Consider the following 25,133-nt stretch of genomic DNA (forward strand, 5'->3'; position numbering starts at 1 on the left):
CGTGCTGGGTGCAGGTGGCCAGGCTCGTGCTGCGGGCCCGGAGCCATGCAATCAGCTGGATTGCGGCCTTGACCTCACGGCGGACGACAACCGATTGGTGCACCGTGACGGGCCCTATTTCGGCATCTCGCCGGAGCCGCCGCAAGTGGTGCCAGGTGGCGAAACTGCGGACGACCTGGCGCTCGCTTGGGTCCTCGATTCGGGCGATGGCCCGGGGCAGCCAGCGCTCGTCCTGACCGCTGCGCGGTCAGGACGAGACCACAGGGCCCGTCGAGCACCAGCTCAATCAGAGGGCATGACGGGGGGACCGCATGCCGAGCCATTGCTCGGCGTCCCAGGCATGGAACCGCTCTACCTCTATGAATCCTAGCTTCGCCGCGAGGCGCATCGAGCCGACGTTGGCAGTCTGGGTGGCAAGCACCACCGGCTCGCCGGGAAGGACGCCGTCGAACCAGTCGAGTGCCGCCGCGCACGCCTCGGCGGCGTATCCGAATCCCCACGCTTGCGGCAGGAACAGGTAGCCGAGATCGACCTTCCCCGCGGCAGCCGGGCGACGGTGCTCCGGTGCTCTCCTGAGCAGGATCTGGCCGATCATCGCCCCGTCGAGATCAACGACGAAACTCCCGGGCCACCGCTCGGGCACCTCAGGCATCTCGCGCTCAAGCTCGTCACGCGGCCGGGGGCCGCCGAGATAGGTGTGCACCTCTGGCGAGGCGAGCAGATCGATGAACGCCGCACGGTCCCGGGCTTCGGGCTCACGGAGTACGAGCCTCTCGGTCCTGATCGGGGCAGGGGGCCAGGCGATGGGTCCGAGCTCAGTCATGTCGGCCAGCCAATCAGCACGCTCGGCAGTGATCAAGACTCGCAGACCGATCAAGCCACCGGCCCGGGCCCCACCCTCGCCAATGGGGCGGGCCCTACAACCACGCCTGCCGGGGACGAGGTGCCTCCCGTTCTCGTGAGCATCGCCTTCGGCAGCGGCGGGCCGCCTCCCGAAGTGCCGATCTGCTCTCGGATTCGTGAATAGAGCCACCCTCCGCTATTACGCGGAGTCACCTCAACAACCAACACCAGGAGTCAAATGAGAGATCGCTACAACACAGCCAGACTTGACAGGGAAACGTTCTGCTGCTTCCCGATCTCGATGGGCGCCATGGCGGCGCACCTGGACCGGATGCGCGCGCACCCGGACATTGCCGGACGGGTGCTGCGCCTGGAGTACACGTCGGTGAGTCTCAATCCGAAGGCGAAGCTGTTCGGCCGGCACAGTCTGCTGGAGAAGTTCGACCCGAGCCGTCCCGCCGACGGTCCCGTCCTCGCGGCTTTCGAGGAGGAACTCGCATGCCCGTGGGCGTGTATCACGTGCGGCGGATTCTGCCGGTCGCGAAGGCGGACCCTGCTCGGCGTGGCCGGGCGCTGCGTTCGGTGGAGCGCGTCGACGTGGGCAGGGCAGCCGTTCTCGGCCGGCGCCTGCGCAGCGTCTCGGAGCGGCACGGGGTCTCCGTGGAGGTCGACGAGCGCTACGGGCGGGTGCGGGCGTGGGTCCACCGGCGAGGAGAAGGCCTTCCGGCTGTGGAGGAACTGATGGTCACCGCCCCGTTCCAGGTCCGGGACAAGAAGGTGCCGCACTTCGAACGGGAGTGGGCCGCGCACCGGCGGTTCCGGTCGTGACGCGGTCTGGGGTGCCGGCGAGATTGACAGCCGCCACCAAGAGCGTCATATTGATTACGCGAAAGTAGCGGCAAAAGCGGTGGGCGGCGGAAGGCACCCCCTCACGAGGGTGTCGACCCAGGGCGGCAACCCCGGCCGAACGTCCCGCCGACCACCATTCACCAACCCATCTCGCCCTCCGGCGCGTGAGCGCCGGGGGAACAAGAGGAGCAGGCCCTCAGTATAGGGCCGCCGGCAGAACCGGAGAGAGCAATGTCCAAGGCCCTGAACCCGCAGCGCCGCATCGTCGGCGGCCGCGCGGTGGTCAACCGCGACTGGATCCGCGAGTTCACCGGCGCCAGCGCCGGCACCGCGGCCCGCTGGTACAAGATCCGCCTCGAGCAGCCCGAGGAGCACCGCCACCCGGAGAAGGAGCGCATCGACGGGACCGACTTCTACGATGAGCAGCAGTTCCGCAGCTTCTACACGTGGTTCCAGCAGGAGAAGGCGAGCAAGGTCCTCAAGGCCGACCCCAAGCTGTACGAGCTCGACCCCGAGACCATCGTGTCCATCAACAGGGCCGCAGAGTTGCTGAAGTTCAACGGGCCCTCGACCATCCGCAAGTACCGGCAGGCGAATCCCGGCTACTTCCCGGAGCCCGTAGGCGAGGTCGAGGGGCCCACGGGCCGCATGATTCCCGGCTTCCGTGTCGGCGACCTGCAGGACTTCGACAAGAACCGCACCGGGGACAGGCTCGGCAAGGCCGGCCGCCGTCCCGGGCCGCAGCCCGAGGCGCCCGTCGGCCGGCCCTCCGCCCTCGAGGAGGTCCTCGCAGCCGAGCTGAGCGCCCGCGCTGGCGGTGAGCCGCTCACGGCCACACAGCTCGCCGAGCGGTTCGCCACCGAGCGCATCGAGCGCGACGGCTACCACCCGGGGCTGGCCACCGAGCTGCGCCTGCAGTACGGCGGGCCGCAGCGAGCCTGGGAGTACGTCGTCCGCAACGCCCTCGAGCATCACCCTGCGGCCGCTCCGAACCGCTCGGAAGCCGCCGACCGGCGGGCGGCCATCGCCCTGGCCGCCATGAACGAGCGCGGCGACGTCCGGGGACTTGCCTCCGACCTCGCCCGTGAACACGGAGGCAGCCGCGACGTCTGGGAGCGCGCGGTGAAAGCGGCACGCAATCTCGCCGACCCCACCGCCTGATCTGCCGCCCCACCAGCCGAAGGACGAGCCATGACGCCCAGCTATCAGCTCCGCGACACCACCACCCACCAGCTCCTCGCCCAGGGCCTGGCCGATTACGCCGCGGCCGAGGCCGCCCTGGACCGCCTCGACGACGAGCTGGAACACGACCTTGCGGCCAACGGTGAAGGCGCCGGGCGCATCAGGCTGCGCCTCGACGTCGAGAAGGTCTTCGACGGCGCTGCCGAGGTCGTCGGACACCACGTGCTCCTCCTTGGCGTCGACGATCCCGCCGACTCGCTGCCCGCGCTGTGAGCCGACGGAGATCACCCATGAACCGCGATACGCCGCGCGGGAAGCCGGTGCCTCGCTCCCACACGCTGCGCCGCGCCGTCTCACGGCTCAGGGCGACCGCGTCCCCAGCCCGCCGCCGGGATGACCGCCGGACCCGGCGGACTGCCGCCTCCGCCGTCGAGGAGCTCCTGGGCCGGTACCACGCTCGCCCGCTGCCGTACGAGCAGATGAAGCAGACCGACGTGGCAACCGCCCGCATTCCGATCGCCGCGGACCCGATGCTCGGCGATGTCCTGGTACGCGAGCTCACCATGCCCCTCTCCCGCTCGATCGGCGCATTCCCGTGGGATGCCCAACCCCGGGAACGGGGCAAGAAAGTGGGGAACTGGCTGCACCGCCACTACGTGCTGGGCAAGCGGGATGTCTACGCCCGGCTGCACCACCGCTACGTGCTCTTCGACGATCTCGATGAGGAGACCTGGCGGCTGGTCGGCCGGACGCGGTCTATGCGCTCGGCCCTGCAGAGGACCGAAGTCGTAAAGGCCGGACTCCTCGACGAACCCGCCCTGCTGGCCGCGGTCAACGCCACACTGTGGGACGTGGCCCAGCGCTGCGCCCGGCTGACCAGCCTGCGCCGTGCCCGCGAGCGCGCCGGTGCGTACGACCTCGGAGGCCTCCTGCCGGCACAGGCAGTGCAACAGACGGGCCAGGTGTCGCAGAAGCCCGGGCCTCCCTCGACAGCCCGATGGGCAACCTGGAGGACCTCGCCCGGCACGTGATCGACGCAGACGACCACTACCGAGCCTGGAAGGCCCTGCAGGAACTCGCCGGCCGCAGCGACGACTTCGTCGACCTGGCCGTCGCCGACGCCGCCGACCCCCACCACGCGGCGGCATGGGGTGTCCACTTCGCGCACGCCCGCGCCACCGCCGTGACGCTCGCGACCTCCATCGGCGCCACCAGTTCGTTCCTTCAGGACCACGGGCTCACGGCCGCCGACTGAACGAGCCTTTGACCTGCACGCCTTCCGGAAAAGGGGGTTGCACCTCCGGCAGAAAAGTGTATAATTGATTTCAGTTTCAGGCGGCAACCTGGAACGATCACCAGCCATCTCAGGAGCAGACGTGATCACATCTCCTCTCACTCCCGAACAGCGCACCGTCTACTGGACGGTGGCGGCCTACGACACGCGAGGCCGGTCCGTGTCCCGCAGCACCGGGCTGCTGTCGGTCTCGCCCGCTCGCTACTGGCACAAGTTCTGGTCCTCCCGCCCGGAGACGGCCCGGATGGAGCTCGCCGAGCACACCCTCGTCACAGCCAGCACGCTCATCGGCTTTGCCGACCTGCCTGGCAAGGGCCAGCCGACCCTGCTGCCGGAGCTACCGGCCGGCGCTCACGAGGTGAAGCGGTTCTTCAGGTTCGCTCGTGCTCTTGAGAACGGCTCCCTGACCGGCTTCGGACCGACCGTTCTGCGCACCGGCGACGACGTCCGCTACTTCTACGAGTGGACCGTCAAGAACCAGGAGCGGGCCCAGGCCGTGCGCGTCGACGTGTCCACTCTCCGGGTCCTCGACATCACGCTCACCCACTACACCCGTGAACTCCAGCTCGCCGACCTACCCGACGACGACACGACCGCGCTCATGGGACAGCTGGAGGCGGAGGGCCTGTACTGGATCCCCGTCCACGAAAGCACGGGACCGTACCTGCGCGTCCCCCTCGCCGACGGCTCCGAGGTCACGATCCGAAGGACGGGCGCCCCCGGGCGCGAGGTCGGCTACCAGCAGACGACTGGCGACCGCGGTGACTGGCTCGCCGTGTGGGGCGACTTCAACGACAGCTCCGGCGAGGTCTACCGCTCCCGCCGGGACCTGACCCGCGCCGCGGACACCGCGGCTCTGGCGGCCGCCGTACTCAAGTGCGCCGACGAGCACGGTGGTTGCCCCGTCCTCCGGGACGCGCCCCGGCAGTCCCACGCCTGAGGCGCCAGTCCAGTTCCCTCTCTGTCGGCCGGGCGCGGCAACGCCCGGCCGACAGGTCACCAACTCAGCTCACCAGGAGACGTCGCGCATGAGCAGCAGCCTGCAGCTCGGTCTGTTCCCCACCGAAGAGGGAGCCGACCCCATGACCGCCCTCGTCGCGGACGAGGTCGACATCTTCATCCTCAATCTCTCGGGCGGGAAGGACGGCCCCCGCGCCGCCGCTCTGGCTCTGGACGCTGCGCGCGCCGCCGGCGTCGAGGACCGGGTCTACACCATCCACGCCAGTCTGGGTCCCCTGGAGTGGCCCGCCGTCACGGTCGACGGCGTCCGCTACCCCGGCAGCAGCGAACTGGCGGCCCTTCACAGCCGGGCCCTGGGCGTGCCTCCGGAGCGGCACATCGAGGTCCGCCGGACCCGCGAACTGGAGGGCGAACAGGTCCCCTACGACCTGTTGACCTACATCGCCGAGCGCGGTGACTGGCCGTGGAAGGGCACGACGTTCTGCCGGAGCGACTGGAAGACCGGCCTCATCTATGGCACCTTCACCGCCATGGTCCGCTCCCGCAAGAAGCAGCTTGGCCGTCCGGTGGTCTGTGCGAACGTCCTGGGGATCAGGGCGGATGAGAGCCCGGATCGCAAGAAGCGGCCTGCGCTGCGTACGACGACGGACAACACGGCCCGCGTCGTACACGAGTGGTCCCCCGCCCACCAGGTGACCACGCAGGAGGTCAAGGACTGGACGGACGAGCAGGGCCTTCCCCACCAGTGGTGCTACGACTCCTACCCCGGTGCGGGAGATTGGAGGGGATCCAGCCGCTGCTCCTGCTCGCTGTGTGTCCTCGCCTCTCAACGGGACCTGCTGCTCGCGGTGAAGCGCCGGCCGCGACTGGCGGAGCTGTACGCCCTCGTCGAGCGGGTGCGGGGCGTCTCCTTCAACCCCAACACCAGCATGGCCGAGTTGATCGAGCGGGCCGGCCGTCCCGGAGCTCCCGATCCTGGGGTGGTCATCGAGGACGAGGGACCCGAGTTCGAGGCTCTGACGAACGCCGTCGAGGCCTCGCTGAAGAAGCCCGCCAAGCGGGCTCGCTACGTCCGCCCCGGGACCTCGGCGGACGCCCTGCCGGGCAGCTGCGACGGCTGCGCGCCAGGGAACCCCGCCGCCGCGACGGGCCAGGAGGCGTGACGTGTACACCTCTGGCCACCTGTTCAGCGGAGGCTGGGGCGACGGCCGCGGCTTCATGAACGCCGGATTCACCCAGCTCTTCGGCGCCAACCACAATCCGTGGGCCATCAAGACCGCCCGCGCCAACGTCCCGGGCATCTACACGCGCGAAGCAGCGATTCAGACGATCGACATGCGCACCCTGCCCAAGGCGGACGTCGTGGTCGGCTCGCCGACCTGCCGGGAAGCCACTCCTGCCGGCGGCAACAGCAGGGCCCGGGTGCAGTTGGAGTTCGACGTCGGCGACGGAACCCAGGGCAAGCCCAGCCGGTGGGAGCAGACGCGCATGACCGCCTGGGAGCCCATCCGGTACGTCGACGTCCATGAGCCGCTGGCCTACGTGGGAGAGAACGTGCCCGGGTTCTTCACCCGCAACCCACGGCTCTTCGACGCCTGGCTGGGGGTGTGGGACGTCATCGGTCGCCACGGCTACTACGCGACGCTGGCTTGCGTGAACTCCGCCCACGTCACCGTCGAGATGCCCGACGGCACCGTCCTTCGCCCGGTCCCCCAGTACCGCGACCGGCTCGTGTGGGTGATGGTCCGCAAGGACATCGGCAAAGTGCCCGACCTGTCGCTCCGCCCCCTCTCGATCTGCCCGAACTGCGGTCCGGTCCGAGGTGTCCAGCACTGGCCGGGCGTTCGGAATGGCCGCGGCCGCCGCATCGGTGCCTACCTGCGCAGGATGCCCAAGAGCGGCACCTCCCAGGAGAAGCGGTCGTACTACTACGTGTGCCCGACCCAGCGCTGCCATGCGCGCGTCGAGCCGGTCACCCGGGGCATCGGCGACGTCATCGACAAGACGGTGCGCGGGCACCGGTTCGGCGACGGCCGCCAGGACCGCAAGGACTTCGAGGCGTACGCGCCTGCGGCCCGCGCCGCTGTGGTGGAAGGCCACAGGCTGTTCGGCGGCAAGCCGTTCATCGTCACCCGCCGCAACCACGGCAGGGCGACGTCCCTCGACATGCCGATCGGCACGGTCACCGCACAGGGCGGCGCCCACCATTACCTCACGCGCCCGACCCCGGGTATGGACATCGACGAGTGCGAGTACCGGCCACTGACCGTTCAGGAGAACGCCCTCGCCCAGGGATTCCCCGAGCATCACGTCTTCGCTGGCGAAGAGCCCGATCAGAAACTCCAGGTCGGCGATGCCGTGCCCGTCACCGTCGCCACCTGGGCAGCTCTGCAAACGATGAAGATTCTGCCGTCGTGATGGCCGGGCGGTCCGAGTGAGCAACCCTCGTACATGAGAGGGAAAAGCTGCGGCGCCCCAGGCGGATCGCCTGGGGCGCCGTGCTGTGTCCACCAGAGGGGGATTTCAGGCCTTCAACCGTGGGCCCCTGGAACGCTCCGCCCATCTGGCGGGCCCCATCCAAGCGCGGCACAGGCAGCGCCGGAGATCGGCCCACACCGCCCGCCCTTCGAATCCGAGCAACATGTGAAGTCCCCTTTCCTGCAAAGCCGCTTGCGTACCCGTAGTTGGGGTTCCTGTCCCGTTCAGGCGAGCGGGGTGAGCAGGCCATCGCCGGGCCAGAGATCCTGCTCGGCCACGAGGCTCCCGAGGAACGCATCGATCTCGGCCAGCACGGCGGCGCGTTCAGTGGGCCCGTAGTCGATGAAGTCACGGGCTGCAGCGTCGTAGGCGCGGACGTTGCTGTGGGGGCCGGCGCAGACGAGGGCGCGCGGGATCTCGGGCAGCCCGAGGCTGAGGGCATCACAGTCTCCGTTGCGGACCAGCCCCACCAGGTCGGTGGTGACGCGCTCCCAGTCGCCGACGGCTGCCCAGTCGGCGCCTCCGCCGAGTTCGTGGGTCAGCGTGGCCAGCGGGATGATCTCGCCCGGCTGCCGTCCTTGGGTGAGGCGCTCATGGATCCGGGCGCCGTCCGGCTGTTGCACCCGCAGGTGCAACAGGGAGTCGGCGGACACGACGGTGGTGTTGATCTCCTGGGCGCCGGGGCCGGGGTAGTAGGGCTCGTGTGCAAAGAGCAGGTAGACGCCTGGGGTTCGGACAACTGGGCTGGAGTTGGGTTCAGTCATCAGGAGGCTTCCCTTCGAAGGTGACGTGCTGGGGATGGGGCGCGGTGCCGCGGCCGCCATCAGCCAGGCGTTCGGCCGGTGTGGGCCCGCCGGTTGTCCGGCGGGGCGGGGCCGGTCCGCTTCTGCAGCGCCGGCCTCGGCGGCAGAGCGCTTGATGATCTGGTCAACCTGGTGGGCGAGCTGAAGCATGAGCCGCTCGCGTGCGATGAGCTCTGCCGAGGCGACGTGGGGGGAGCGGGTCTGGAGCAGTTCGGCGGCGTCCCACAGCAGGTGCTGGCCGACCTCGGCCGAGCGGCGCAGTTCGTAGCGGTCGCTGCCGGCGGCGGCCTGGACGAGCGTGGTGTGCAGGGCGGCAAGGCGCTGCATGTAGCGGACGGCAAGGTCGCCTTCGACGATGAGGACGTGTTCGCGGGCCCGGGCGTCGAGCCGGCCGGGCAGGTGCTCGGCGAGCATCGGAGCGAGCAGCATCGCCGGGAGGGCGACGTCGACCGGGACGCCGTAGCCGATGGCGAACAGGCCGGCAATCAGGCTGAGGAGGGCGACCGCGGCGGCGGAGAGCCGCAGGGATCCGGGGACGGCGCCCAGCGCGATGCGCCGGGCGGGGCGCCTGGTCAGCCAGCGCAGGGCGAGGCGCTGGGTTCGAGTGGCGGCTGGGGTGAGCACCCCGATCTGGTGGGCAGCCTCGGGCGGGAAGCCGTCACCGGGGACGGTCCACGCGATCCAGCCCCAGCCGGTGCGTTCGTGGACGAGCACGAGCTCGCACGCGGCCGTACAGGTGTGGTCGCGGACGTGGCCGGTCCGCAGAGCGCGGGGCGTTCCTTCTCCCACCGCCTGGGATCGCGGGTGAAGGGACGCGCGTGGTGCGCCGCGGTCGGCGGCCGGGAGTGGAGCGTGTCGGTCACGGGCTGCTTCCTTCCGGTTGGTCGGTCAAGGCGGAGGCGCACGTGGTGCAGCGGCCGTCACCGTCGGGGTGGGCGCGCCGGGGGGTGGGGCCCGGGCAGGTGCGGCACAGCGGCCAGCCGAGGCAGGCCGGGCAGAGGTCCTCGCCGGGGGCGGTTCCGGGAACGCCGCAGCCAGCGCATTCAACGAGGGCCCGGTAGGTGAGGGCCTCGCTCACCGTCCGGGCGGCCGCGGAGCCGGTCACCGGCTGCGGCGGCGGGTCGTCCCAGGCGGGTGTGTCGTGGTGGCCGGCCGCGATGGCGGGCGGCGGGTAGGCCTGGGCGGCACGCAGGCGGGCGGCGATGATCGCGCCGACGGTGGTCCGCACCGGCTGCGGCAGGGGCCGGGCGGCGATGACGTGCCGCAACTGCTCGCGGCTCCAGCCGGCCTCCAGCATCACGGTCACGACCCGGCCTTGGTCGGTCAGCGCCTGCCCGGTCAACAGCAGTTCGGGGCGAGCCGCCCCGATCTCGAGCAGCAGCCGGATCCCCGGGTGCATCTCATCCGCCGCGGGCGGGGCCGACGGGGACGGCGGCGTCTCGGGCTGGTCCGTCCGTCCCGGTGCGGGCGTCGCTTCGTTGCGGCCGCACGGACGGAGGGGTCTGGTGTTCTGCTTGTTGGTCTTCTTTCTGTTGGTGTTCTTAGTGCCGGGATCAGCCAACGTAGGCTCAGCCAATCTTGGAAAACCCGACTCTGGCTGCGACCTGGGGTTTTGCAAGGCGGGCAGGTCAGTGATGAAGTACAGCGCCTGGCCGAGCGTGCCGTCGGGGTTCCGCTCGCGGGTGCGGTAGAGGAATCCGTGCCGCTCCAGCTGCTTCAGCCCCGTAGTGACCGCGTCGACGCCTTCGCGGCCGCGCCGCACCAGTTCGGCGACGGTGACCTGCCAGCCGTCCCAGTGCGTGCTGACGTACCCGAAGAGGCCCTTCGCCTTGAAGGACAGCCTCGAGTCGCGGAAGAGGCCGTTGGCGATCTGGGTGAACTGGTCAGCCGCCATCACCCCGCGCCGGATCCCCGCCCCGAAGCCGGTCTCGTGTGCGTCTTCGATCGTGAGGGTGGAGGTGGCTTCCAGGAGGGCGACGTCGAGGGTGGCGGGGCGGTCGGTGATCGAGTAGACGACTTCGCCGAGCGTTCCATTGGGACGACGCAGGCGTTCGCGGATGAGGTAGCCGTACCGTTCCAGTTCCTTCAGGCCGGCGCGTACCGCCTCCCGCCCGTCGGGGCCGACGGCGACCAGCTGGTCGAGGGTGACCTGCCAGCCGTCCCGGTGGGTGCTGACGTACCCGAAGATTCCCTTCGCCTTGTAGGACAACCGGCTGTCACGGAACAGGCCGTTGGCGATCTGGGTGAACTGGTCGGCCGCCATCACGCCCCGGCGGACCCCTGCCCCGAAGCGGCTCACCGCCGTGCTCCCGACGCGGCCCGTGCGCGGTGGCCAGGGCAGTGTGCCGCGCCCGCCGAGGCGGGGCGGTCGTCTGTCCTGGGTGCGCGGGCGTGCGTGTGATCCATGCGGTCAGCTCACCCGCCGACCCCGACCAGGCTGACGGCCATGAGCCCCGACCATCGGTCACGATCCGGCAACGGAAGGCGTCTAGCTGCCGTGGTCGGGCCTGTGGTCGGGCCGACCACGCTCCCGTCAGCCCGGGTGCGCAGTGGTTGCGCAGCCCAACTGCGCAGCCTCGGAGCCGACGTTACGCAATCGGGCTGCGCATCCGGTCGAGGGTCTTGCGCAGCCGACTGTGCGGTGCGGCTGCGCAGTTGGCTCCATGGCTTGCTGATCTTCTCTTGCGCAGGCGGGGGTTACGCGGTGCGCAGGCGTACAGCGGGGTCCGATCGGCGTGGGTCTGCGCACTGCGCTGGGGGATGCCGAGCGGCGCGTGGTCGTCCAGCAGGTGTCGGCCCCGGGGCCGTGTGCCGGATTCGATGTCCTGTCCTCCGTGCCCGGCTGGGCCGTGGTCGGGCCTGTGGTCGGGCCGACCATGACCCCGACCATGGACTTCGTGTCCCCATCGTGACCTTGGTCGGGGTCTGGTGGTCGGTGGTCGGGTCGGGGTCGGCGGGTTTTCTCAAGGTCAGCAACATCCGTTCTGACCTGGGAGTTTGACCATGTCTCCTGGCACGCAGGCCTCACAGAGCGAGGCTGCTGCTCCGATGGCGGCCGGCGCCCAGCTGGCGTCGATGCGGCGCCGCGTACGCCTCTCGCGTCTGGCGGTGCTGACCGCCATCGCGGCCGGACCCGTCGCCCTGTGCGTCGCCGTCGCCTCCACCCCGACCACGGTCCAGGCGGCTACCCCGGCCAAGCCGACCGCCGTGCGCACCGCGGCGACCGCGGCCAACCCGGGCGGCTATGCGCAGCTGTTCGTCAGCGCCTGGTTGCGCAGCAGCGCCGACGATGCGACGCGTGCGCAGGCGCGGCTTGCGCAGTCGATGGCGCCGGGTGTCGAGCTGCCCGACCCGGCTGCGGGTGCGCCCTCGAAGCCTCAGTCGGTGACGGCGGTGCGCACTGCGCAGCGCGGCGGCGGTACGTGGTCAGTGACGGTGGCTGCGCAGTACACCGACGGCTCGGTGCGGTACTACGCCGTGCCGGTGGTCTCCGACGGCGCGGGTGCTTCGTTCGCGGTGACCGGTGCCCCGGGCGTGGTGGCCGGTCCGGTCCGCGCGTCGGTGCCGAAGCCGCCGTACGGCGTGAGTGTCCCGCAGGGTGACCTGTCCTCCGCAGTTGGGGAGTTCCTTGCCGCCTACCTAACCGGCGCCGGAGAGGTCGACCGCTACCTCGCGCCCGGCGTGGCGCTGGCGCCGGTCTCCCCCGCCCCGTACTCGGCGGTGTCCGTCGAGCAGGTGTCGGCCGTCGAGGAGGCCGCAGCCGCCGAGCAGGTGCCGGCAGACGGCACAAAGGTGCGTGTCCTGGCACTGGTGGAAGCCCGGGACGTCGATGGCCGGTGGCCGCTGGCGTACGAGCTCGCCCTGAAGGCCCGCTCGGGCCGGTGGGAAGTCGCGGCGCTTCAGTCCGGAACTGCCCAGGACGGGGGTGCGCGATGACCACGGTGCACAGCCTGATGCTCGCCGGGCAGCTGGACGATCTTGGCGACAGCTGGATCAACATGTTCAAGGACTGGGCCACGAAGGGTCTTCAGGCCGGTCTGCTCGTGCTGGTAGTCGTCATCATGATCCAGAAGTTCAGCCTCAAGGCGGGGATCGGGGCCCTGCTGCTGATGGTGATCGCGCTGGGTCTGTACAACTCGCGCGACAGCCTGGCGAACATGTTCGAGGAGGAGGTGAAGAACCCCTCCAAGGGCACACCTGCCGTCCCCGGCATCGTCCAGTCCGAGCTCCCGGCCTCCCGTGAGCACTCGCCGGGTGTCGGGGGGTGGCTGTGAGCGCGGCCGCGGCGCGGGTGGGCCGCTTCTACACCGCTGCCCGCCGCCACCCCTGGGTGCTGGGCAAGGTCGCCGACTGGAAGATCCCGCTCGGCCCGTACACCCCGGCGCAGATCGCGGTCGCGGTCGGTGGCGGCTTCCTCCTGATCAAGACCATCGGCTGGTGGTCGTGGATGGGGCCGCTCCCCATCGTCGCGTGGGTCCTGGCCATTTGGGCGGTGCGCCGGCCGAAGATCGCCGGCCGTGCGCCGATGCAGGCCGCTCTGGGCTGGGTGCTGCTCGGCTGGCAGCCGAGCGGAGGGCGGATCGGTGGGCGGGCCGCCCGCGACCGCGCTGCGCGACCGCTGCTCGGTGGCTTCACCATCGAGGGCGAGCCCACGGCGGGGACCGCTGCCAAGTCCGCGCCCTCCCGTGCGGTGCGGCGGCGTGCCACCCGGCCGGCCGTCGTGGGTCGCTCGTCCGCACCCCGCCGCACCATGTCGCCGTCTGCGGCTGCGGCTGCGGGGCCGGTGTCGGGGGTGCAGCAGCTGCTCGCGCTCGCCCAGCAGAGCGGGGGTGCGCGGTGAGGGTTCCGATCCGTCACATCGCCGGGCATCTGGTGTGGTCGGCGCAGGGCAGCGTGTGGGCCGTCTACCGGCTGCACCCGGGGCCGGACGCGCAGGGCCAGCGTGAGGAGACCGTCCAGGGCACGTATGCGCCCGCCGCGGTCCGCGACGAACAGCTCGCCAAGATCACCCATCTGATCCGGTCGCTGTCCGGGACGCCGAGGTTGTTCGGGCTGTGCGCGCAGGTCGACCCCGGTGAGATCGCTCTGCGCATGATCGAGGGCATCGAGCCGGCCGAGCAGGCGCCCGGTGCGGGCCGGCACCCGTGGGTGGAGAACGTCGAGGCCACCCTGGATCTCCTGGACGACCAGGAGATGCACCGCCGCACGCTGTGGCTGGCCGTGCCCCTGCAGAGCGAATCCACCGGTCTCCACGCGTCTGCGTCCCTCGGCGCGGTGTGGGCCGAGGTCGCGTCGATGCTGGGCATGCGTCCGGCGCCGGTGGCGCGGCGCGAGGTGAGCGCCTACCGCGAGGAGGCCTCCCGGGTGGAGGCCGCGCTCGCCGGCGGGATCGCGTTCCGTCCCGCCCGCCCGGCGGAGATCGTGTGGATGATCCAGCACGCCCTGCACCGCGGCCTCGCCGAGCCGCTGCTGGCCGAGGCCGAGACAAGTGACCTGTATGGCGGGCAGATCCGGGAGGGCGTGCTGCGCTCCCCCAGCTACGCCGACCTCGGACAGGTCCGCCTGCAGGAGGGCGGCATCGACCCGGAACTCGACGACGTCGACGAACTCAAGAACGCGGGCCGGATCACACGATCCGGGCGGAAGGCCTGGTGGCGGCTGAACACCGGCTCGCCGCTCGGGCGGCGGTGGCTGCAGGTCGAAACGGACGCGGGTGTCGGCTACCAGGCGCAGTTGGCGCTGGCCGAGTGCCCGCCCGCCGTGAGCCAGGACGCGGCCGATCTGTTCGCCCAGCTGGAGACGCTCGACTTCCCCGTCGACTACACCGTCGACCTCACGCTCGTGCCCGCGGAGAAGGCCCGCGAGCAGGTGCGGCGCAAGAAGAACGAACTCATCGACCAGGCCGACCAGTACGACGCCCGCCCCACCGGCATGCCCGCCTCCCTCACCGAGGCCGCCCGCGACCTGGGCGAGTTGGATGCCCGCCTGTCGCGCACCAGCGTGGAGGTCGAGGTGCAGTCGGTGACGGTGCTGACGGTGTGGGGGCCGACCGCTGCCGTCTGCGACGCGAGGGCCCGCGCCCTGGCGGCGTTGCTCGGCGGCGCCGACTACCGGGCCGTTCGTCCGGCCGGCCTGCAGGAGGCTCTGTTCACCCTGGGTCTGCCCGGCACCGTACGGACGGGTGTGGTGCGGGAGTTCACCCAGCATCAGATCAGCGAGGACTGGGCGCTGTCGGGTGCCTTCACCGCCGCGGAGGTCGGCGACCCGAACGGGATGTTCCTCGGCATCGACCTGGATTGCGGTACCACCCGCCCCGTCATGATCAACGTGGCGGATGCACCCAAGGTGGACGCGTCCGCGTCGATGGGGATCGTCGGGGATCTCGGCGCGGGCAAGAGCGTGCTGCAGAAGCTGATCGCGGAGGCGGTGTGGGCGCGCGGCGGCTGCGCGATCTGCATCGACCGCACCCCGGTACGGGAGTGGGCGACCTTTGCCCGCACCGCGGCCAAGGGCCGCGTCCAGATCATCGACGCCGCGCAGGCCGAGGTGTCCATCGACCCCTTGAGGATGTTCGACGGGCCCGAGGGCCGCCACTACGCCCTGTCCTACCTCACCCTGCAGCTCGGCATCGGGCCCATGAGCACCAATGGCGAGGTCCTCCACCATGCCGTCGAGCAGGCCGCCGCCGGCCCGCAGCCGTCCATGCACCGCGTGCTTGAGGTCCTCGAGGATGTGGCCACGCGCGAGGCGGGCAAGCGGCAGGACGCGGCCGCCACCCTCGCCGGCCTCATCCGCGTCGTCGCCACTAACCCGCTGGCGCGGATGGTCTTCGACCCGACGCTGCCGCCGGTCCGGTTGGACGCCTCCAGCACCTCCGACATGATCGTGATCACCACGACCGGGTTGAAGCTGCCTCCCAAGCAGGCGTTCGACAAGCCGGAGGTGCTGCACCAGCAGCCGCTGGAGGCGCTGATCGGCCGTGCGGTGCTCTACCTGATCGCCGCGCTCGCCCGGCAGACCGCTTTCGAGGACCCCGAACGCTTCACTGCGGTGGTCCTGGACGAGTTGTACTGGCTCACCTCGTCCGCTGAGGGCACGGCCCTGGTTCACGAGATCCTCCACGACGGCCGCAAGCACGGCGCCGGCCTGCTGGGCGCTTCCCACGACGCCGAGGAGCTCGGCCCGGACCGCGGGTTGATGGCCTACCGGGCACTTGCCCGCACCGCGGACCGCGAACGGGCCCGCCGCGGGCTGGAGTTTGTCGGGCTCGACCCGAACGACGGCGAGCTGCTGCGGCTGGTGACCACCGGCCTGTCCCCCGTGGGCCAGAAGGGCCGGGAGGGCGAGTTCCTGTTGACCTGCCCGCGGCAGAACACCGGTCGCGTCAAGGCCTCCATCCCCCGCATCCCGCGCATCACCACGTCCATCACCACCACGCCTGGACGCCGTCCGAGCGCTGCCCGGACGTCCGTGCCGGAGCCGCTCGCTGGTGAGGCCGTGGATGCCCGTCCGAAGGAGCACGTCTGATGGCCACTTCGTCCTGGGACCGTTCTCGGCGCGTCGCCGCGGCCGCGAGCGTCCTCACCGTGATCGCCGTCGTTGCCGGCGCGGTCATCCTCGCTCTCGGGGTGGGCGTGCCGGACGCGTGGTGGCCGCACACCGGACAGGCCTTCGCCGCCGACAGCCGCACCGCACACCCAGACCCCTGCGCCGCGATCGTGGGCCCGGCCAAGGAGTACTGCGAGCGCGGCACGGCGACCACCGCTTCCGCGAAGCAGCAGGACGTGGCCGGTGCAGCGTGGAGGCTGGCGACCGCCGGTGCGGGTGTGGCTGCCCTGGTGGTGTGGCGGCTGCGGTCCACCGCTGGGCAAAGGCGGCACTGACGTGTTCCGTCCAGACCGCGCGACCTGGCGTTCGGCCGGCTTCGTCGTGCTGCTCACCGGCGTGTTCCTCCTGGTCAACACCCAGGTCGTCTACGCCGCCAGCAGCAACAGCGAGACCGGAGACCTGCTCGCCCCGCTGAACATCTACTCGTCCGAAGGGGTGCCGATCGACGGGTACGACCTGAACGCCGACGGCGGATCCATCGTCGCCTTCAGGACGCAGGCCCTGGCCTTCGCCCTTTCGGGGCTGTTCACCCTGATCCGGCTGCTGGTCGGGCTGGCCGGGTGGGCGATCGAAGTGGCCTTCCGGTTCCCGCTGTTGAAGATCCTCACCAAGCCCGCGCAGAAGGTTGCCGACACCTACGACAACGTGGTGGTCGACACCCTCGAGCTGAAGGGTCTCTTGCTGGCGTGGGCGTTCGTGTTCACGGGGTTCATGATCGTGCGTGGCCGGGTTGGCCGCGGTCTGGGCGAAATCTTCCTCACCCTGCTCATCGGGGCGATCGCTGCCTCGGCTCTCATCCGCCCCGACACCCTGCTCGCTCAGGACGGCCCGCTGGGACAGTCCCAGCAAGTGGCCGCCGAGGTCGCTCAGCAGAGCGTCAACTCCTACGACTGGGGCGGCAAGCTCGCCAGCTACGACCCCTGCGCCGGCATGGCAGGCAACGCCGAGATCAAGTGCCTGGAGCGTGAAGGCGAAGGACCGGTCTCCTCAACCGAGGTGGCACGCCCCATCCAGGACTCGATCACCAACGCTCTGATCGTTAAGCCGTACATGCTCCTGCAGTACGGACGCATCCTCGACCCGGCAAAGGACTCCGACCGTAAGGCCTACGCCATCCACCTGAAGTGGATCACCGGCGGGTACATGCCCCGCTCGACGCCCTCGGATGAGGCGAAGGACGCCTGCAGCCTGATCCACGGGCCAGGCAAGAAGTACTGCGAGCGCGACGTCGACGGCACGCCGAGCAAAACCGACGACCTCCCAGCGCTCACTCCAGGAGGCGAACTACTCGACGCCTCCCACGCGATCATCACCGACGAGGACCAGGCGTTCGCCGCGTTCCTCGGCGACATGAAGAAGGCCGGGCCGGTCGGCAAGTCGTGCGCCGCCTACGCCGAGAAGCCCACCTGGTGGCGCCTCGGCGGTGCCTTCCTGCTGCTGATCGCCGCCCTGTTCATCTGCGGCATGCTGCTGTCCAGCGCGATCGTGCTGCTCGGCACCCAGGGCATCTGCGCGGCCGCGGCGGCCGCCGGCGGCGTCACCTTTGTCGCGGGCATGCTGCCCGGGCCCGCACGCCAGAGCGTGTGGAAGTGGCTGTCCCTGTGGGGCATCGCGGTCCTGGCCGTGGTTGGGATCTGCGCGTTCATCCCCTTCTTCGGGATCGCCGTCGACGCCACCATCACCAACGGCCCCCAGTTGATGGTGGAGCGGATCCTGCTCATCGACGTCCTCGCCATCGCCGGCGCGGCCGGACACCGCCGCCTGTTGACCGGCATCACCTCCTTCGGACGGCGCATGGCCATGCGGATGCGCTACGCCAAGGTCGGCGGCACCCACATGCCCGGCGACACCTCCGAACTCGGCGCCGCGCTCGCTATGAACTCCCCCGCCGCGATGAGCGGCTACGGCGCAGGCCTGCGGGCCTTCACCGGCGGGGGTGGCGGCAGGTTCGGGATGCTCGGCACGCGGCAGCGGCTGATGGGCGCGCTCACCTCTCTGTTCGACGGCGCCAGCATGCCGGTGGACACCGGCGGGATCCTCGCCGATGCCACGGCCGAAGCCGGGCGCGGTCTGGCGCCGCTCACCGCTGCCGCGGCCGTGGGCGGGCTGGGTGCACGGCTCGGCGCCAAGGGCGCGCACTGGCTGCTGATCGGACGGCGGCCGGACAAGGAGCAGTTGGCCAAGTGGCGCAAGCCCACTGCCGACGGGGACCCGGGCGCGGGCGGTCCGTCGGACGGCGGGGACGGTGGTTCAGGCGGTGGCGCAGGTCCGCGCCGGCCCTCAGGCCCGCCCGATCGGTACCGCAACGAGCAGGGGCAGGTCGTCGACCGCAACACCGGCCAGGTGCTGCACGACCAGAACAGCGACCGCACGCTGCTGTCGACGCGCGCCCACAACCGGCTGGTCCGTTTCCGCGGGTACCGCATCCTCAACCGGGGTGGCCGGGCCGCGTATGGGGCGACGGTCGGTCTGCCGGCGAACGTCCGCCGGGCCCGGTCGGGTGGCTCGCGCTACTCCCAGGACGCCCGCCAGCAGGTGCGGGTGTGGGGCAACACCGTCCGCGAGGACGGCCGGGCGTGGGCAGACACCGGGCGTCACGTGGCCCGGACTCTGCGGGACCACGCCGACGACCGCGGAGGACCTGGTCCGTTTGTCGGCCGCCGTCTGCCGACCGCAGCCACTCCGGCCCCGTCCCCCGGCCCGGCTGCACCCGCTCGACCTGCCCGCTCCGGACGCCCTGCGCGTCCGGCCTCTGCCCCGGCACGGCCCGCGCCGTCGGCGGGCGGTGCCGCGGCGGCAGCTCCGACGCCGGAGCCGCTTCCCCGCCGGGCGGCCCCTCTCGGTCCGCCTCGGTCCGATCTCGGCGGGTCTGCCCTTCCCGGGAGCGGAGGTGCCCGCAACCGGGCGCGTGATGAGGCGCGGGCCCGGATGCAGGAGCTCATGCGGCGCACGGCGCCCGAGGCCGAACGTCTGCGCCGGGAGCGGGCCCAGCGGCAGAACGAGGACGGTGACGACGAGTGAAGCCGCCGGGACGCCGCGTCCGGCGGTGGGGATGCGTGGTGGCGCTGCTGATGTTCGCCGCCGTGTGCTGTGCCGCGCCGGTGGGGAACGCGATCAGCGCGTACGTCGCGCTGAAGACGGGTGCGCAGGACGACAGCGGGATCGCCGAGGGCGGCAGCGCCGCCGACATCCCGGCCCGGATGCTCACCGCCTACAAGAAAGCCGTCCAGCAGGTCGGCAAGTACGTGCCGAAGTGCCAGGGCATGCGCTGGCCGATCCTCGCCGGGATCGCCAAGGTCGAGTCCAACCACGCCATCGGCAGGAACATCGCCGACAACGGCGACATCCGCCCGAAGATCTACGGGGTGCTCCTCAACGGCTCCGGCCAGGGAGGCAACACCACCGTCTTCCCCGACACCGACGGCGGCAAGTGGGACGGCACCGCGAACGGAGAGCGCGCCGTCGGGCCCTTTCAGTTCCTGCCCTCCACTTGGGAGGGAATCGGCGAGGACGCCAACGGCGACAAGATCGCCGACCCGCACAACGCTGACGATGCCGCGCTCGGCGCCGCGATCTACCTGTGCGGCAACGGCCGTGACCTGACGAAGCGTTCGCAGCTGAGGGCCGCGGTCCTGCAGTACAACCACTCCAGCGAGTACGTCTCGAACGTCCTGGGCTGGGTCGACAAGTACACGGCCGCCGCCAAGGACCCGGACCTGAAGGACGTGACGGGCAAGGTCCGCACCGTCCTCGAGGCGGCACTCTCCCAGCGGGGTGTCCCCTACTCGTGGGGCGGCGGCAACGCGAACGGCAAGTCGTATGGGTTTTGCTGCTCGCCCAGCGGCAAGAGCGGTGCCGGCATCAAGGGCTTCGACTGCTCCGGGCTGACCCAGTACGCGTACGCGAGGGCCGGCATCAGCCTGCCGCGCACCGCGGCCGCCCAGGCGGGTGTCGGCGAGCGGATCCCGGCCAGTCTCGGCACGAGCGCGCTGAAGCCCGGTGACCTCGTCTTTTACGCCACCGCTCCAGGACGCGACTCCACGATCTATCACGTCGGGATCTACGTGGGCAGCGGCCAGATGGTCAACGCAGCCCGGCCAGGCACCGTCGTCCGGCTGGACGCCGTCAACGCCATGTCCGGCTACGCGGGAGGAGCCCGGCTGCTGTGACTACCACCCCGCGCTCACCACGCCTGCTGGTGCTGAGCAGCGTCATTCTCGCTGCCTTCGGCGTCGTGCTGCTGGGCATGCCGCACGGGCAGCATCCGCCGGCCTCGCGGTCGGCGTCGACGGCGCGCACGACCACGGATCCATCGGTGGTGGCTTCGCCTCCCGCCGGCAGGCCGCCCGCGGGCACGGCTCCCCTTGCGACTGTGACGCCTGCTGCCTCGACACCCTCGGCCGTCGAGTCCGCTCTGCCACCGCACGGCGAGGGCGTGGCTGGCGACCGGGCTATCCAGCGGAACCTGGAGGAGGCCTGGCCTGCCGACCTTCCCGCCGACGATGAGCGGGAGTTGCTCACCGCCGGTCGCGCGCTGCTGCGCGCGGACGCCACCGGAGTCGGCCGCGCGAAGTGGCCGGAGGTCTTCGGCGACTCGGGCCAGGCAGTGGCCCCGGCTTTCGCTACCGCTCGCTTCCGCATCCAGGCCGCGATCGCCCGCCGCGACCACAGCCCGAACAAGGCGGTGGTCCATCTGGTGTGGGCCGGCATGGACCGCGGCGGCACCTTCACCGACCTGCGCATCACCGACTGGTTCTTCACCCACACGATCAAGAAGGGAGCAGCGACGTGGACTCCGCAGCCCCGTTCCTGACCCGGGCCGATGGCACGGCCGCTGGTCAGGGACTCGGCCTCGTCACCGGCCTGGTCGACGCCGTCGACTGGCTCTACGACCACTGGTACCTGCTCGCCCTGGCCATCGCTGTGTGCTGGGGTGGGGGCGAGATGGTGGTGCGCCGGCTCGCCGCCAAGGCGTCCGCGGAGCGGATGGCCCTGGAGTTGGTCTCCACCCGGCACTTCGACCCGAGCCTGGAGGAGATCTTCCGGCGCGGTGTCCAGCTCGCCCGCGCGTCCACGGCCATGCCGTGGTGGGCGCCCCGCCGGGCGAAGGCCGTGCAGATCCGGCTGCGCGCGGACGGCAGTACGCCGCTGCGCTACCGCATCGAAGGCCCGGCCGGTGGGGAACGCCTGCTGTCCATCACGCCGTTCGGGCCGGACGTCACCGTCAACCGAGCGCGTCCGATCGTCGACGAGCCGCGGACGCACACCGTGCGCGCCGAATTCATCCTGCGTGGCAAGCTCACCTCTCCGCTGCGCGAGGTGCCCCTCACCCCCGATCCGCTGCAGCCGCTCATCGACGCCGTAGCCGACCTGCGCGCCGAGCTGGGCGACCTCGCTGAGATCCGGCTCGACATCCAGCGCGCCCCGAAGTGGGCGCTGCGGGCACGCCGCCTGCAGCTGATGGGAGCCGCACGCCGGTCCGAGCGTCGGGAGGCCCAGCGGGCCGCGCGCTGGCTGCGGCAGGACGCCAGCGGCATCGAGGACTCCCTGGGCTGGCAGCTGCAGCAGTTGCTCACGGACAAGCCCGGCACGGGCTCCGGGCGGCGGCTGGTGATGCCGACGGTGCCCCGCCGGGTCGAGCCGGCCGAGGCGCTGGGCAAGCTCGCCGAGGACGACCACCTGGTCCGCGTGCAGCTGCTGGTGATGTGCGCCTCGAACACCGAGGGCCGCGCCCAGGCGAGGCTCGCCCAGCTCCAGGCCGCCTTCGACGTGTTCGGCGGGCGTTCACGGTGGGCGATGCGCGGCTGGCGGCTGGGACCGTGGCGGATCGGCGCCGACCACTGGCCCACCAAGCGTGGGTTCGAACGCCGTTGGAACCTGGGGCACTGCCAGCCACCGCGGGCGAACTGGGTGCGGCTGGAAGAGCTGACCGGCCTGCTCAAGCCGCCCACCGTGCACTGCCGTCTGCCGGTGCTCGCCGGTGACCTGCCGACCTTCGAGTTCGGTGATCCGGAGTTGCTGCTGCAGGGCATCTACCGGGGCCCGGACGGCCGGGAGCGGCTGGTCGCCACCTACGCCGAGGAGACCCTGTTCGAGGTCGGGGTCGGCAAGGCGGGCGGCGGCAAGACGGAGCGCGCCCTGGCGCAGGCGATCGGCTGGGCCCACGCCGGCGGCGGACTCGTCTTCGTCGACCCGCACCGCGACTCCTGGCCGCGCGCCCTGCCGTTCTTGGCACACGATCACCTGATGCCGCGGATCGCCCTGATCGACCTCAACGGCCTCGGCCCCAACCCGCGGGTCAGTTCATGGAATCCGCTCGGGATGCACCACGGGCAGGCGGCGCACGAGGTCGTCGAGGCGATCGCCGACGCCTACGCCTCCGCACTGGCCTGGGACGACGCGACCGCCCCGCGGGCGCTGACCATCCTCACCGCCGCGCTGACCGTCCTGGTCGCGATCAACGAGGCGGCCTGCCAGGCCGGCCGGCCCGAGGACCAGGCCACGATCTTCCATGTGCGGGCCCTGCTCACGGACGCCGGCTTCCGCAAGGCGGCGCTCGCCGCGGTGGCGGGCGAGCTGGATGAGGAGACCCGCGCCTGGTGGCAGTCGGTGTTCCCGACCCTGCCGCCCGACGCGTTCGCCGTCGTCCTCAACCCGATCGCCCGGCTGGCCGCCAACCCCGTCACCCGTGCCTTCCTCGGCCAGCCCGTCGGGGTCTACAACATCCGCGCCGCGATGGATTCCAAGATGATCGTGTGGGTGTGCCCGGGCGGCAACGGCCCGACCGACCGGTTGCTGACCGCGTTGCTCGCCCGGGATCTGTTGCGGGCCGCGCGCTCGCGGCGCGACACCCCGGAAGCAAAGCGGGTGCCGTTCCGCCCGTACTTCGATGAGCTGATCACCCTGACGGGTGCGGCCCCGGAGACCATCGCAGCGATGTTCGAGGATCTGCGTAAGTACCGGTGCCACATCCACGGCATGACGCAGCTGCTGTCCCGGCTGCCCACGCCGGTACGACTGTCCGTAGTGCAGAACGCGTCCACGCTGGCCACGATGGCACATCGCCCACGCCACGAAGTCTCCAGCTCAGACCTGAGACAGCGGCTGGCTGCGCTGCGAGACGGACAAGATCCTCGGAGTGTGGAACCCGGCCTACGAGCCGTTCACCCACGCCGCGGCGGGCCGGGACCTCCCTGACGACGTCGGCATGGCGCCGGCGAACTACGGCGTCCACTCGAAGCCCGGCGACCAGACAACACCTACCTCTTGCTCCGCCTCGGTCCGTACAGCCAGACCTGGCTCGCCACCCACGACGCCGACCGCCTCAACACCGAGCTGGCAGGCAAGGCAGCCACCGTCCTACCGCGGCGCCGGGACCGACGCGGCAAGGCCAGGATCGGCACTCCGGACGACACCCCCTGACTCTTCCCCGGAGGACAACCAGGGCGTCCGCTCAGCGACAGTCAGGTCGGTCAGCGGCTGCACAAGATCGGCATTCGCCCCCAACAGGACCGCTCCACAGCCCTGTTCATCCTTGCCGCCGAGCTGCCCGCAGCCATCCTCGCCCGAATGCTCGGCGTCCACATCCAAGTCGCCGTCCAATGGCAGAAGGCATCCGCCGGGGACTGGGCCGCCTACGCCGCCGATGTCAGCAGCAGAGGCACAGCGACTTGACTGAGTGGCCCGGCACGACAATCGCTCCCCACTGGCAACGCACAACGCTCGGCCAGCAGAATCACGCCATGGACGCAGGACTTGCAGGACTCCTCGGTGGTGTCATTGGCGCCGCCGTCGGCGCGGTCGGCGCTACGGCATCCGCGTGGATCACGGGAAGGAAAGCAGAGCAACAGGCCAAGATCCAGTCTGAGACACAGTTAGGGCAAGCCCGCCTTCAGATAGATGCTGAACGGACTCGTGCTCTTCGAGAAGCGCGCAAGAGTGCCTACCTGGCCTTCGCCGAAGGCTGGAGCCAAGTACACGGGACGTTGGGCGAAGCGGCCCTCAAACTTGGAGGCATTGCAGCAAGCGACCCTCCTGAAGAACGCGAAGAGCGCCGCCAAACCGCCCGCCGTCTCTGGAACGAAGCACGTGCTCTGCACAGCCACCTCAGCCGCCTCATGCACGTCGTTTTCGTGGAAGGCCCCTTGCGGATGGCCGATGCAGCGCAAGCGGCAAGTGGCGCCTTGGTGTCGGATTTCAGCACAGTCATCGACTGGCTGCATGCGGTTGACCATGAAACAGAAACACCGCAACACGGGGCAGAGCAGGAAAGAGCGCACGGCGACGCATACGGCAAGCTCCTGGAGTTCCTCTATGCCGCCTCGGATACCACCTTGCCGGACATCCAGGACCGGTGAGCCTGGGAAGCTGCGGGTGCTGGTCGACTCACGGGCCGACCTCGTCCGCCGCCGCACCATGGTGATCAACCAGCTCAAGGCGTACACCCACCTCTGGCTCAACCACACCCCCGGCGACCTCACCCGCCGGCCCGGCATGACCTCACTGACCACCCTGGTGGACACCACGGACATGAGCGCACACGTCCGCCGGGTGCTGACAGAGATGATCACAGAGATCGACGGGCTGAACAAACGCATCCGCGGACTCGAGAACACGGTCCGGGAATTGGTCACCCAGCGCTGGCTGATCGTCTGCACGAGCTGACCGCTGCCCCGTCGAACTACTTGGGGTCCTCGCTGTCCCAGGGGTAGACGAAGAGGTCAGGTCGGACGCCCCACGCGTTGAGCACAGTGATCAGCTCAGACTCGTCCGTGGCGTCAGCGGACCCGAGGAGGACTGCTCCGATGTCGTAGTCGAAGCCGTCGATGCGCTCGCGGTCGTACTCCCAGTGCTCAAGGTGGAAGCTGCGTTCAGCGTTGCTGTGAACCCAGCCCTCGCCCTGAGCTTGGGCATCAGGCCCGCTCTTGTCGGGGCGGACGTCCACAAATGCCCGGCGGTCTGGCCGCGATGCCGGGACTTCCGCAACCAGCCTCCTGCCGAGACGGAGCGCGGTCAGTTTGTCCGTGGGCCAGCTCGATCCGTCGTTCATGAGGCTTCATTCTGGGCCTGGTCACGCAGGGGTGAGGAGCGGGCCAGGCGGTGACTTCTCTGGCCAG

24 protein-coding genes are annotated in these 25,133 nt (G+C 70.6%); 20 read left to right on the top strand and 4 right to left on the bottom strand.

Going from position 1 to position 25,133, the window contains the following annotated elements:
* Positions 1–286: 286 nt before the first annotated feature.
* On the bottom strand, positions 287–823 hold the full coding sequence (locus ACIBW9_RS36820; RefSeq protein ID WP_398961761.1) for a GNAT family N-acetyltransferase: 537 nt from the start codon (positions 821–823) through the stop codon (positions 287–289).
* A 518-nt stretch (positions 824–1,341) separates the two neighbouring features.
* Here ACIBW9_RS36820 and ACIBW9_RS36825 point away from each other — a divergent pair.
* From ACIBW9_RS36825 to ACIBW9_RS36860, 8 genes are all read left to right on the top strand, one after another.
* Entirely contained in the window at positions 1,342–1,671 is a 330-nt protein-coding gene (locus ACIBW9_RS36825) for a hypothetical protein (protein WP_398961501.1), read from the top strand.
* Positions 1,672–1,923: 252 nt separating this feature from the next.
* A complete protein-coding gene (locus ACIBW9_RS36830) occupies positions 1,924–2,853 on the top strand; it encodes a hypothetical protein (RefSeq protein WP_398961503.1) in 930 nt (309 codons plus the stop codon).
* Positions 2,854–2,883: 30 nt separating this feature from the next.
* Positions 2,884–3,147: a hypothetical protein gene (locus tag ACIBW9_RS36835; protein ID WP_398961505.1), complete on the top strand. Its 264-nt coding sequence runs from the start codon at positions 2,884–2,886 to the stop codon at positions 3,145–3,147.
* A 17-nt stretch (positions 3,148–3,164) separates the two neighbouring features.
* Positions 3,165–3,905: a hypothetical protein gene (locus tag ACIBW9_RS36840; protein ID WP_398961507.1), complete on the top strand. Its 741-nt coding sequence runs from the start codon at positions 3,165–3,167 to the stop codon at positions 3,903–3,905.
* Positions 3,902–4,129 carry a hypothetical protein gene (locus ACIBW9_RS36845; protein ID WP_398961509.1) on the top strand — a complete coding sequence of 76 codons (228 nt, stop codon included), beginning with the start codon at positions 3,902–3,904 and terminating at the stop codon, positions 4,127–4,129. The genes ACIBW9_RS36840 and ACIBW9_RS36845 overlap by 4 nt, the downstream gene beginning before the upstream one ends.
* A gap of 121 nt (positions 4,130–4,250) precedes the next feature.
* Positions 4,251–5,108, top strand: a complete 858-nt coding sequence (locus ACIBW9_RS36850) for a hypothetical protein (protein ID WP_398961511.1) — start codon at positions 4,251–4,253, stop codon at positions 5,106–5,108.
* An 88-nt stretch (positions 5,109–5,196) separates the two neighbouring features.
* Complete coding sequence (locus ACIBW9_RS36855; protein WP_398961513.1) at positions 5,197–6,291, top strand: phosphoadenosine phosphosulfate reductase; 1,095 nt, start codon at positions 5,197–5,199, stop codon at positions 6,289–6,291.
* A gap of 1 nt (position 6,292) precedes the next feature.
* Positions 6,293–7,546, top strand: a complete 1,254-nt coding sequence (locus ACIBW9_RS36860) for a DNA cytosine methyltransferase (protein ID WP_398961515.1) — start codon at positions 6,293–6,295, stop codon at positions 7,544–7,546.
* Positions 7,547–7,830: 284 nt separating this feature from the next.
* On the opposite strand, the gene ACIBW9_RS36865 is transcribed toward ACIBW9_RS36860, so the two are convergent.
* Together ACIBW9_RS36865 and ACIBW9_RS36870 are read right to left on the bottom strand one after the other, a co-directional pair.
* Complete coding sequence (locus tag ACIBW9_RS36865; protein WP_398961517.1) at positions 7,831–9,198, bottom strand: hypothetical protein; 1,368 nt, start codon at positions 9,196–9,198, stop codon at positions 7,831–7,833.
* A gap of 70 nt (positions 9,199–9,268) precedes the next feature.
* The gene (locus tag ACIBW9_RS36870; RefSeq protein WP_398961519.1) at positions 9,269–10,708 is read right to left on the bottom strand and encodes a hypothetical protein; all 1,440 of its coding nucleotides are present in this window, start codon (positions 10,706–10,708) and stop codon (positions 9,269–9,271) included.
* A gap of 704 nt (positions 10,709–11,412) precedes the next feature.
* Here ACIBW9_RS36870 and ACIBW9_RS36875 point away from each other — a divergent pair.
* The 12 genes from ACIBW9_RS36875 to ACIBW9_RS36930 all read left to right on the top strand — a co-directional run bounded on the left by ACIBW9_RS36875 (position 11,413) and on the right by ACIBW9_RS36930 (position 24,681).
* Positions 11,413–12,345, top strand: coding sequence for a conjugal transfer protein (locus tag ACIBW9_RS36875; RefSeq protein WP_398961521.1), 933 nt, complete (start codon positions 11,413–11,415; stop codon positions 12,343–12,345).
* On the top strand, positions 12,342–12,683 hold the full coding sequence (locus tag ACIBW9_RS36880; RefSeq protein WP_398961523.1) for a hypothetical protein: 342 nt from the start codon (positions 12,342–12,344) through the stop codon (positions 12,681–12,683). The genes ACIBW9_RS36875 and ACIBW9_RS36880 overlap by 4 nt, the downstream gene beginning before the upstream one ends.
* Positions 12,680–13,249, top strand: a complete 570-nt coding sequence (locus tag ACIBW9_RS36885; protein ID WP_398961764.1) for a hypothetical protein — start codon at positions 12,680–12,682, stop codon at positions 13,247–13,249. The genes ACIBW9_RS36880 and ACIBW9_RS36885 overlap by 4 nt, the downstream gene beginning before the upstream one ends.
* The gene (locus tag ACIBW9_RS36890; RefSeq protein ID WP_398961525.1) at positions 13,246–15,936 is read left to right on the top strand and encodes an ATP-binding protein; all 2,691 of its coding nucleotides are present in this window, start codon (positions 13,246–13,248) and stop codon (positions 15,934–15,936) included. The genes ACIBW9_RS36885 and ACIBW9_RS36890 overlap by 4 nt, the downstream gene beginning before the upstream one ends.
* Entirely contained in the window at positions 15,936–16,292 is a 357-nt protein-coding gene (locus ACIBW9_RS36895) for a hypothetical protein (RefSeq protein WP_398961527.1), read from the top strand. Before ACIBW9_RS36890 ends, ACIBW9_RS36895 begins: the two co-directional genes overlap by 1 nt.
* Before the next feature lies 1 nt (position 16,293).
* The gene (locus ACIBW9_RS36900; protein ID WP_398961529.1) at positions 16,294–19,038 is read left to right on the top strand and encodes a hypothetical protein; all 2,745 of its coding nucleotides are present in this window, start codon (positions 16,294–16,296) and stop codon (positions 19,036–19,038) included.
* Between the two features lie 38 nt (positions 19,039–19,076).
* The gene (locus tag ACIBW9_RS36905) at positions 19,077–20,186 is read left to right on the top strand and encodes an NlpC/P60 family protein (RefSeq protein ID WP_398961531.1); all 1,110 of its coding nucleotides are present in this window, start codon (positions 19,077–19,079) and stop codon (positions 20,184–20,186) included.
* Positions 20,183–20,830 carry a hypothetical protein gene (locus ACIBW9_RS36910; RefSeq protein WP_398961533.1) on the top strand — a complete coding sequence of 216 codons (648 nt, stop codon included), beginning with the start codon at positions 20,183–20,185 and terminating at the stop codon, positions 20,828–20,830. The genes ACIBW9_RS36905 and ACIBW9_RS36910 overlap by 4 nt, the downstream gene beginning before the upstream one ends.
* The gene (locus ACIBW9_RS36915; RefSeq protein ID WP_398961536.1) at positions 20,806–23,214 is read left to right on the top strand and encodes an ATP/GTP-binding protein; all 2,409 of its coding nucleotides are present in this window, start codon (positions 20,806–20,808) and stop codon (positions 23,212–23,214) included. Before ACIBW9_RS36910 ends, ACIBW9_RS36915 begins: the two co-directional genes overlap by 25 nt.
* 69 nt (positions 23,215–23,283) lie before the next feature.
* Positions 23,284–23,439, top strand: coding sequence for a hypothetical protein (locus ACIBW9_RS36920; protein ID WP_398961537.1), 156 nt, complete (start codon positions 23,284–23,286; stop codon positions 23,437–23,439).
* 320 nt (positions 23,440–23,759) lie between these two features.
* Positions 23,760–24,374 (top strand): hypothetical protein, encoded by a 615-nt coding sequence (locus tag ACIBW9_RS36925; protein WP_398961538.1) that lies wholly within the window; start codon positions 23,760–23,762, stop codon positions 24,372–24,374.
* Between the two features lie 16 nt (positions 24,375–24,390).
* The gene (locus tag ACIBW9_RS36930; protein WP_398961539.1) at positions 24,391–24,681 is read left to right on the top strand and encodes a hypothetical protein; all 291 of its coding nucleotides are present in this window, start codon (positions 24,391–24,393) and stop codon (positions 24,679–24,681) included.
* A 16-nt stretch (positions 24,682–24,697) separates the two neighbouring features.
* Here the strand turns inward: ACIBW9_RS36930 and ACIBW9_RS36935 are convergent, their stop codons facing one another.
* Positions 24,698–25,066 carry a hypothetical protein gene (locus ACIBW9_RS36935; protein ID WP_398961540.1) on the bottom strand — a complete coding sequence of 123 codons (369 nt, stop codon included), beginning with the start codon at positions 25,064–25,066 and terminating at the stop codon, positions 24,698–24,700.
* Positions 25,067–25,133 lie beyond the last annotated feature (67 nt).

This window comes from Streptomyces sp. NPDC049541, assembly GCF_044465725.1.
GTDB lineage: Bacteria > Actinomycetota > Actinomycetes > Streptomycetales > Streptomycetaceae > Streptomyces.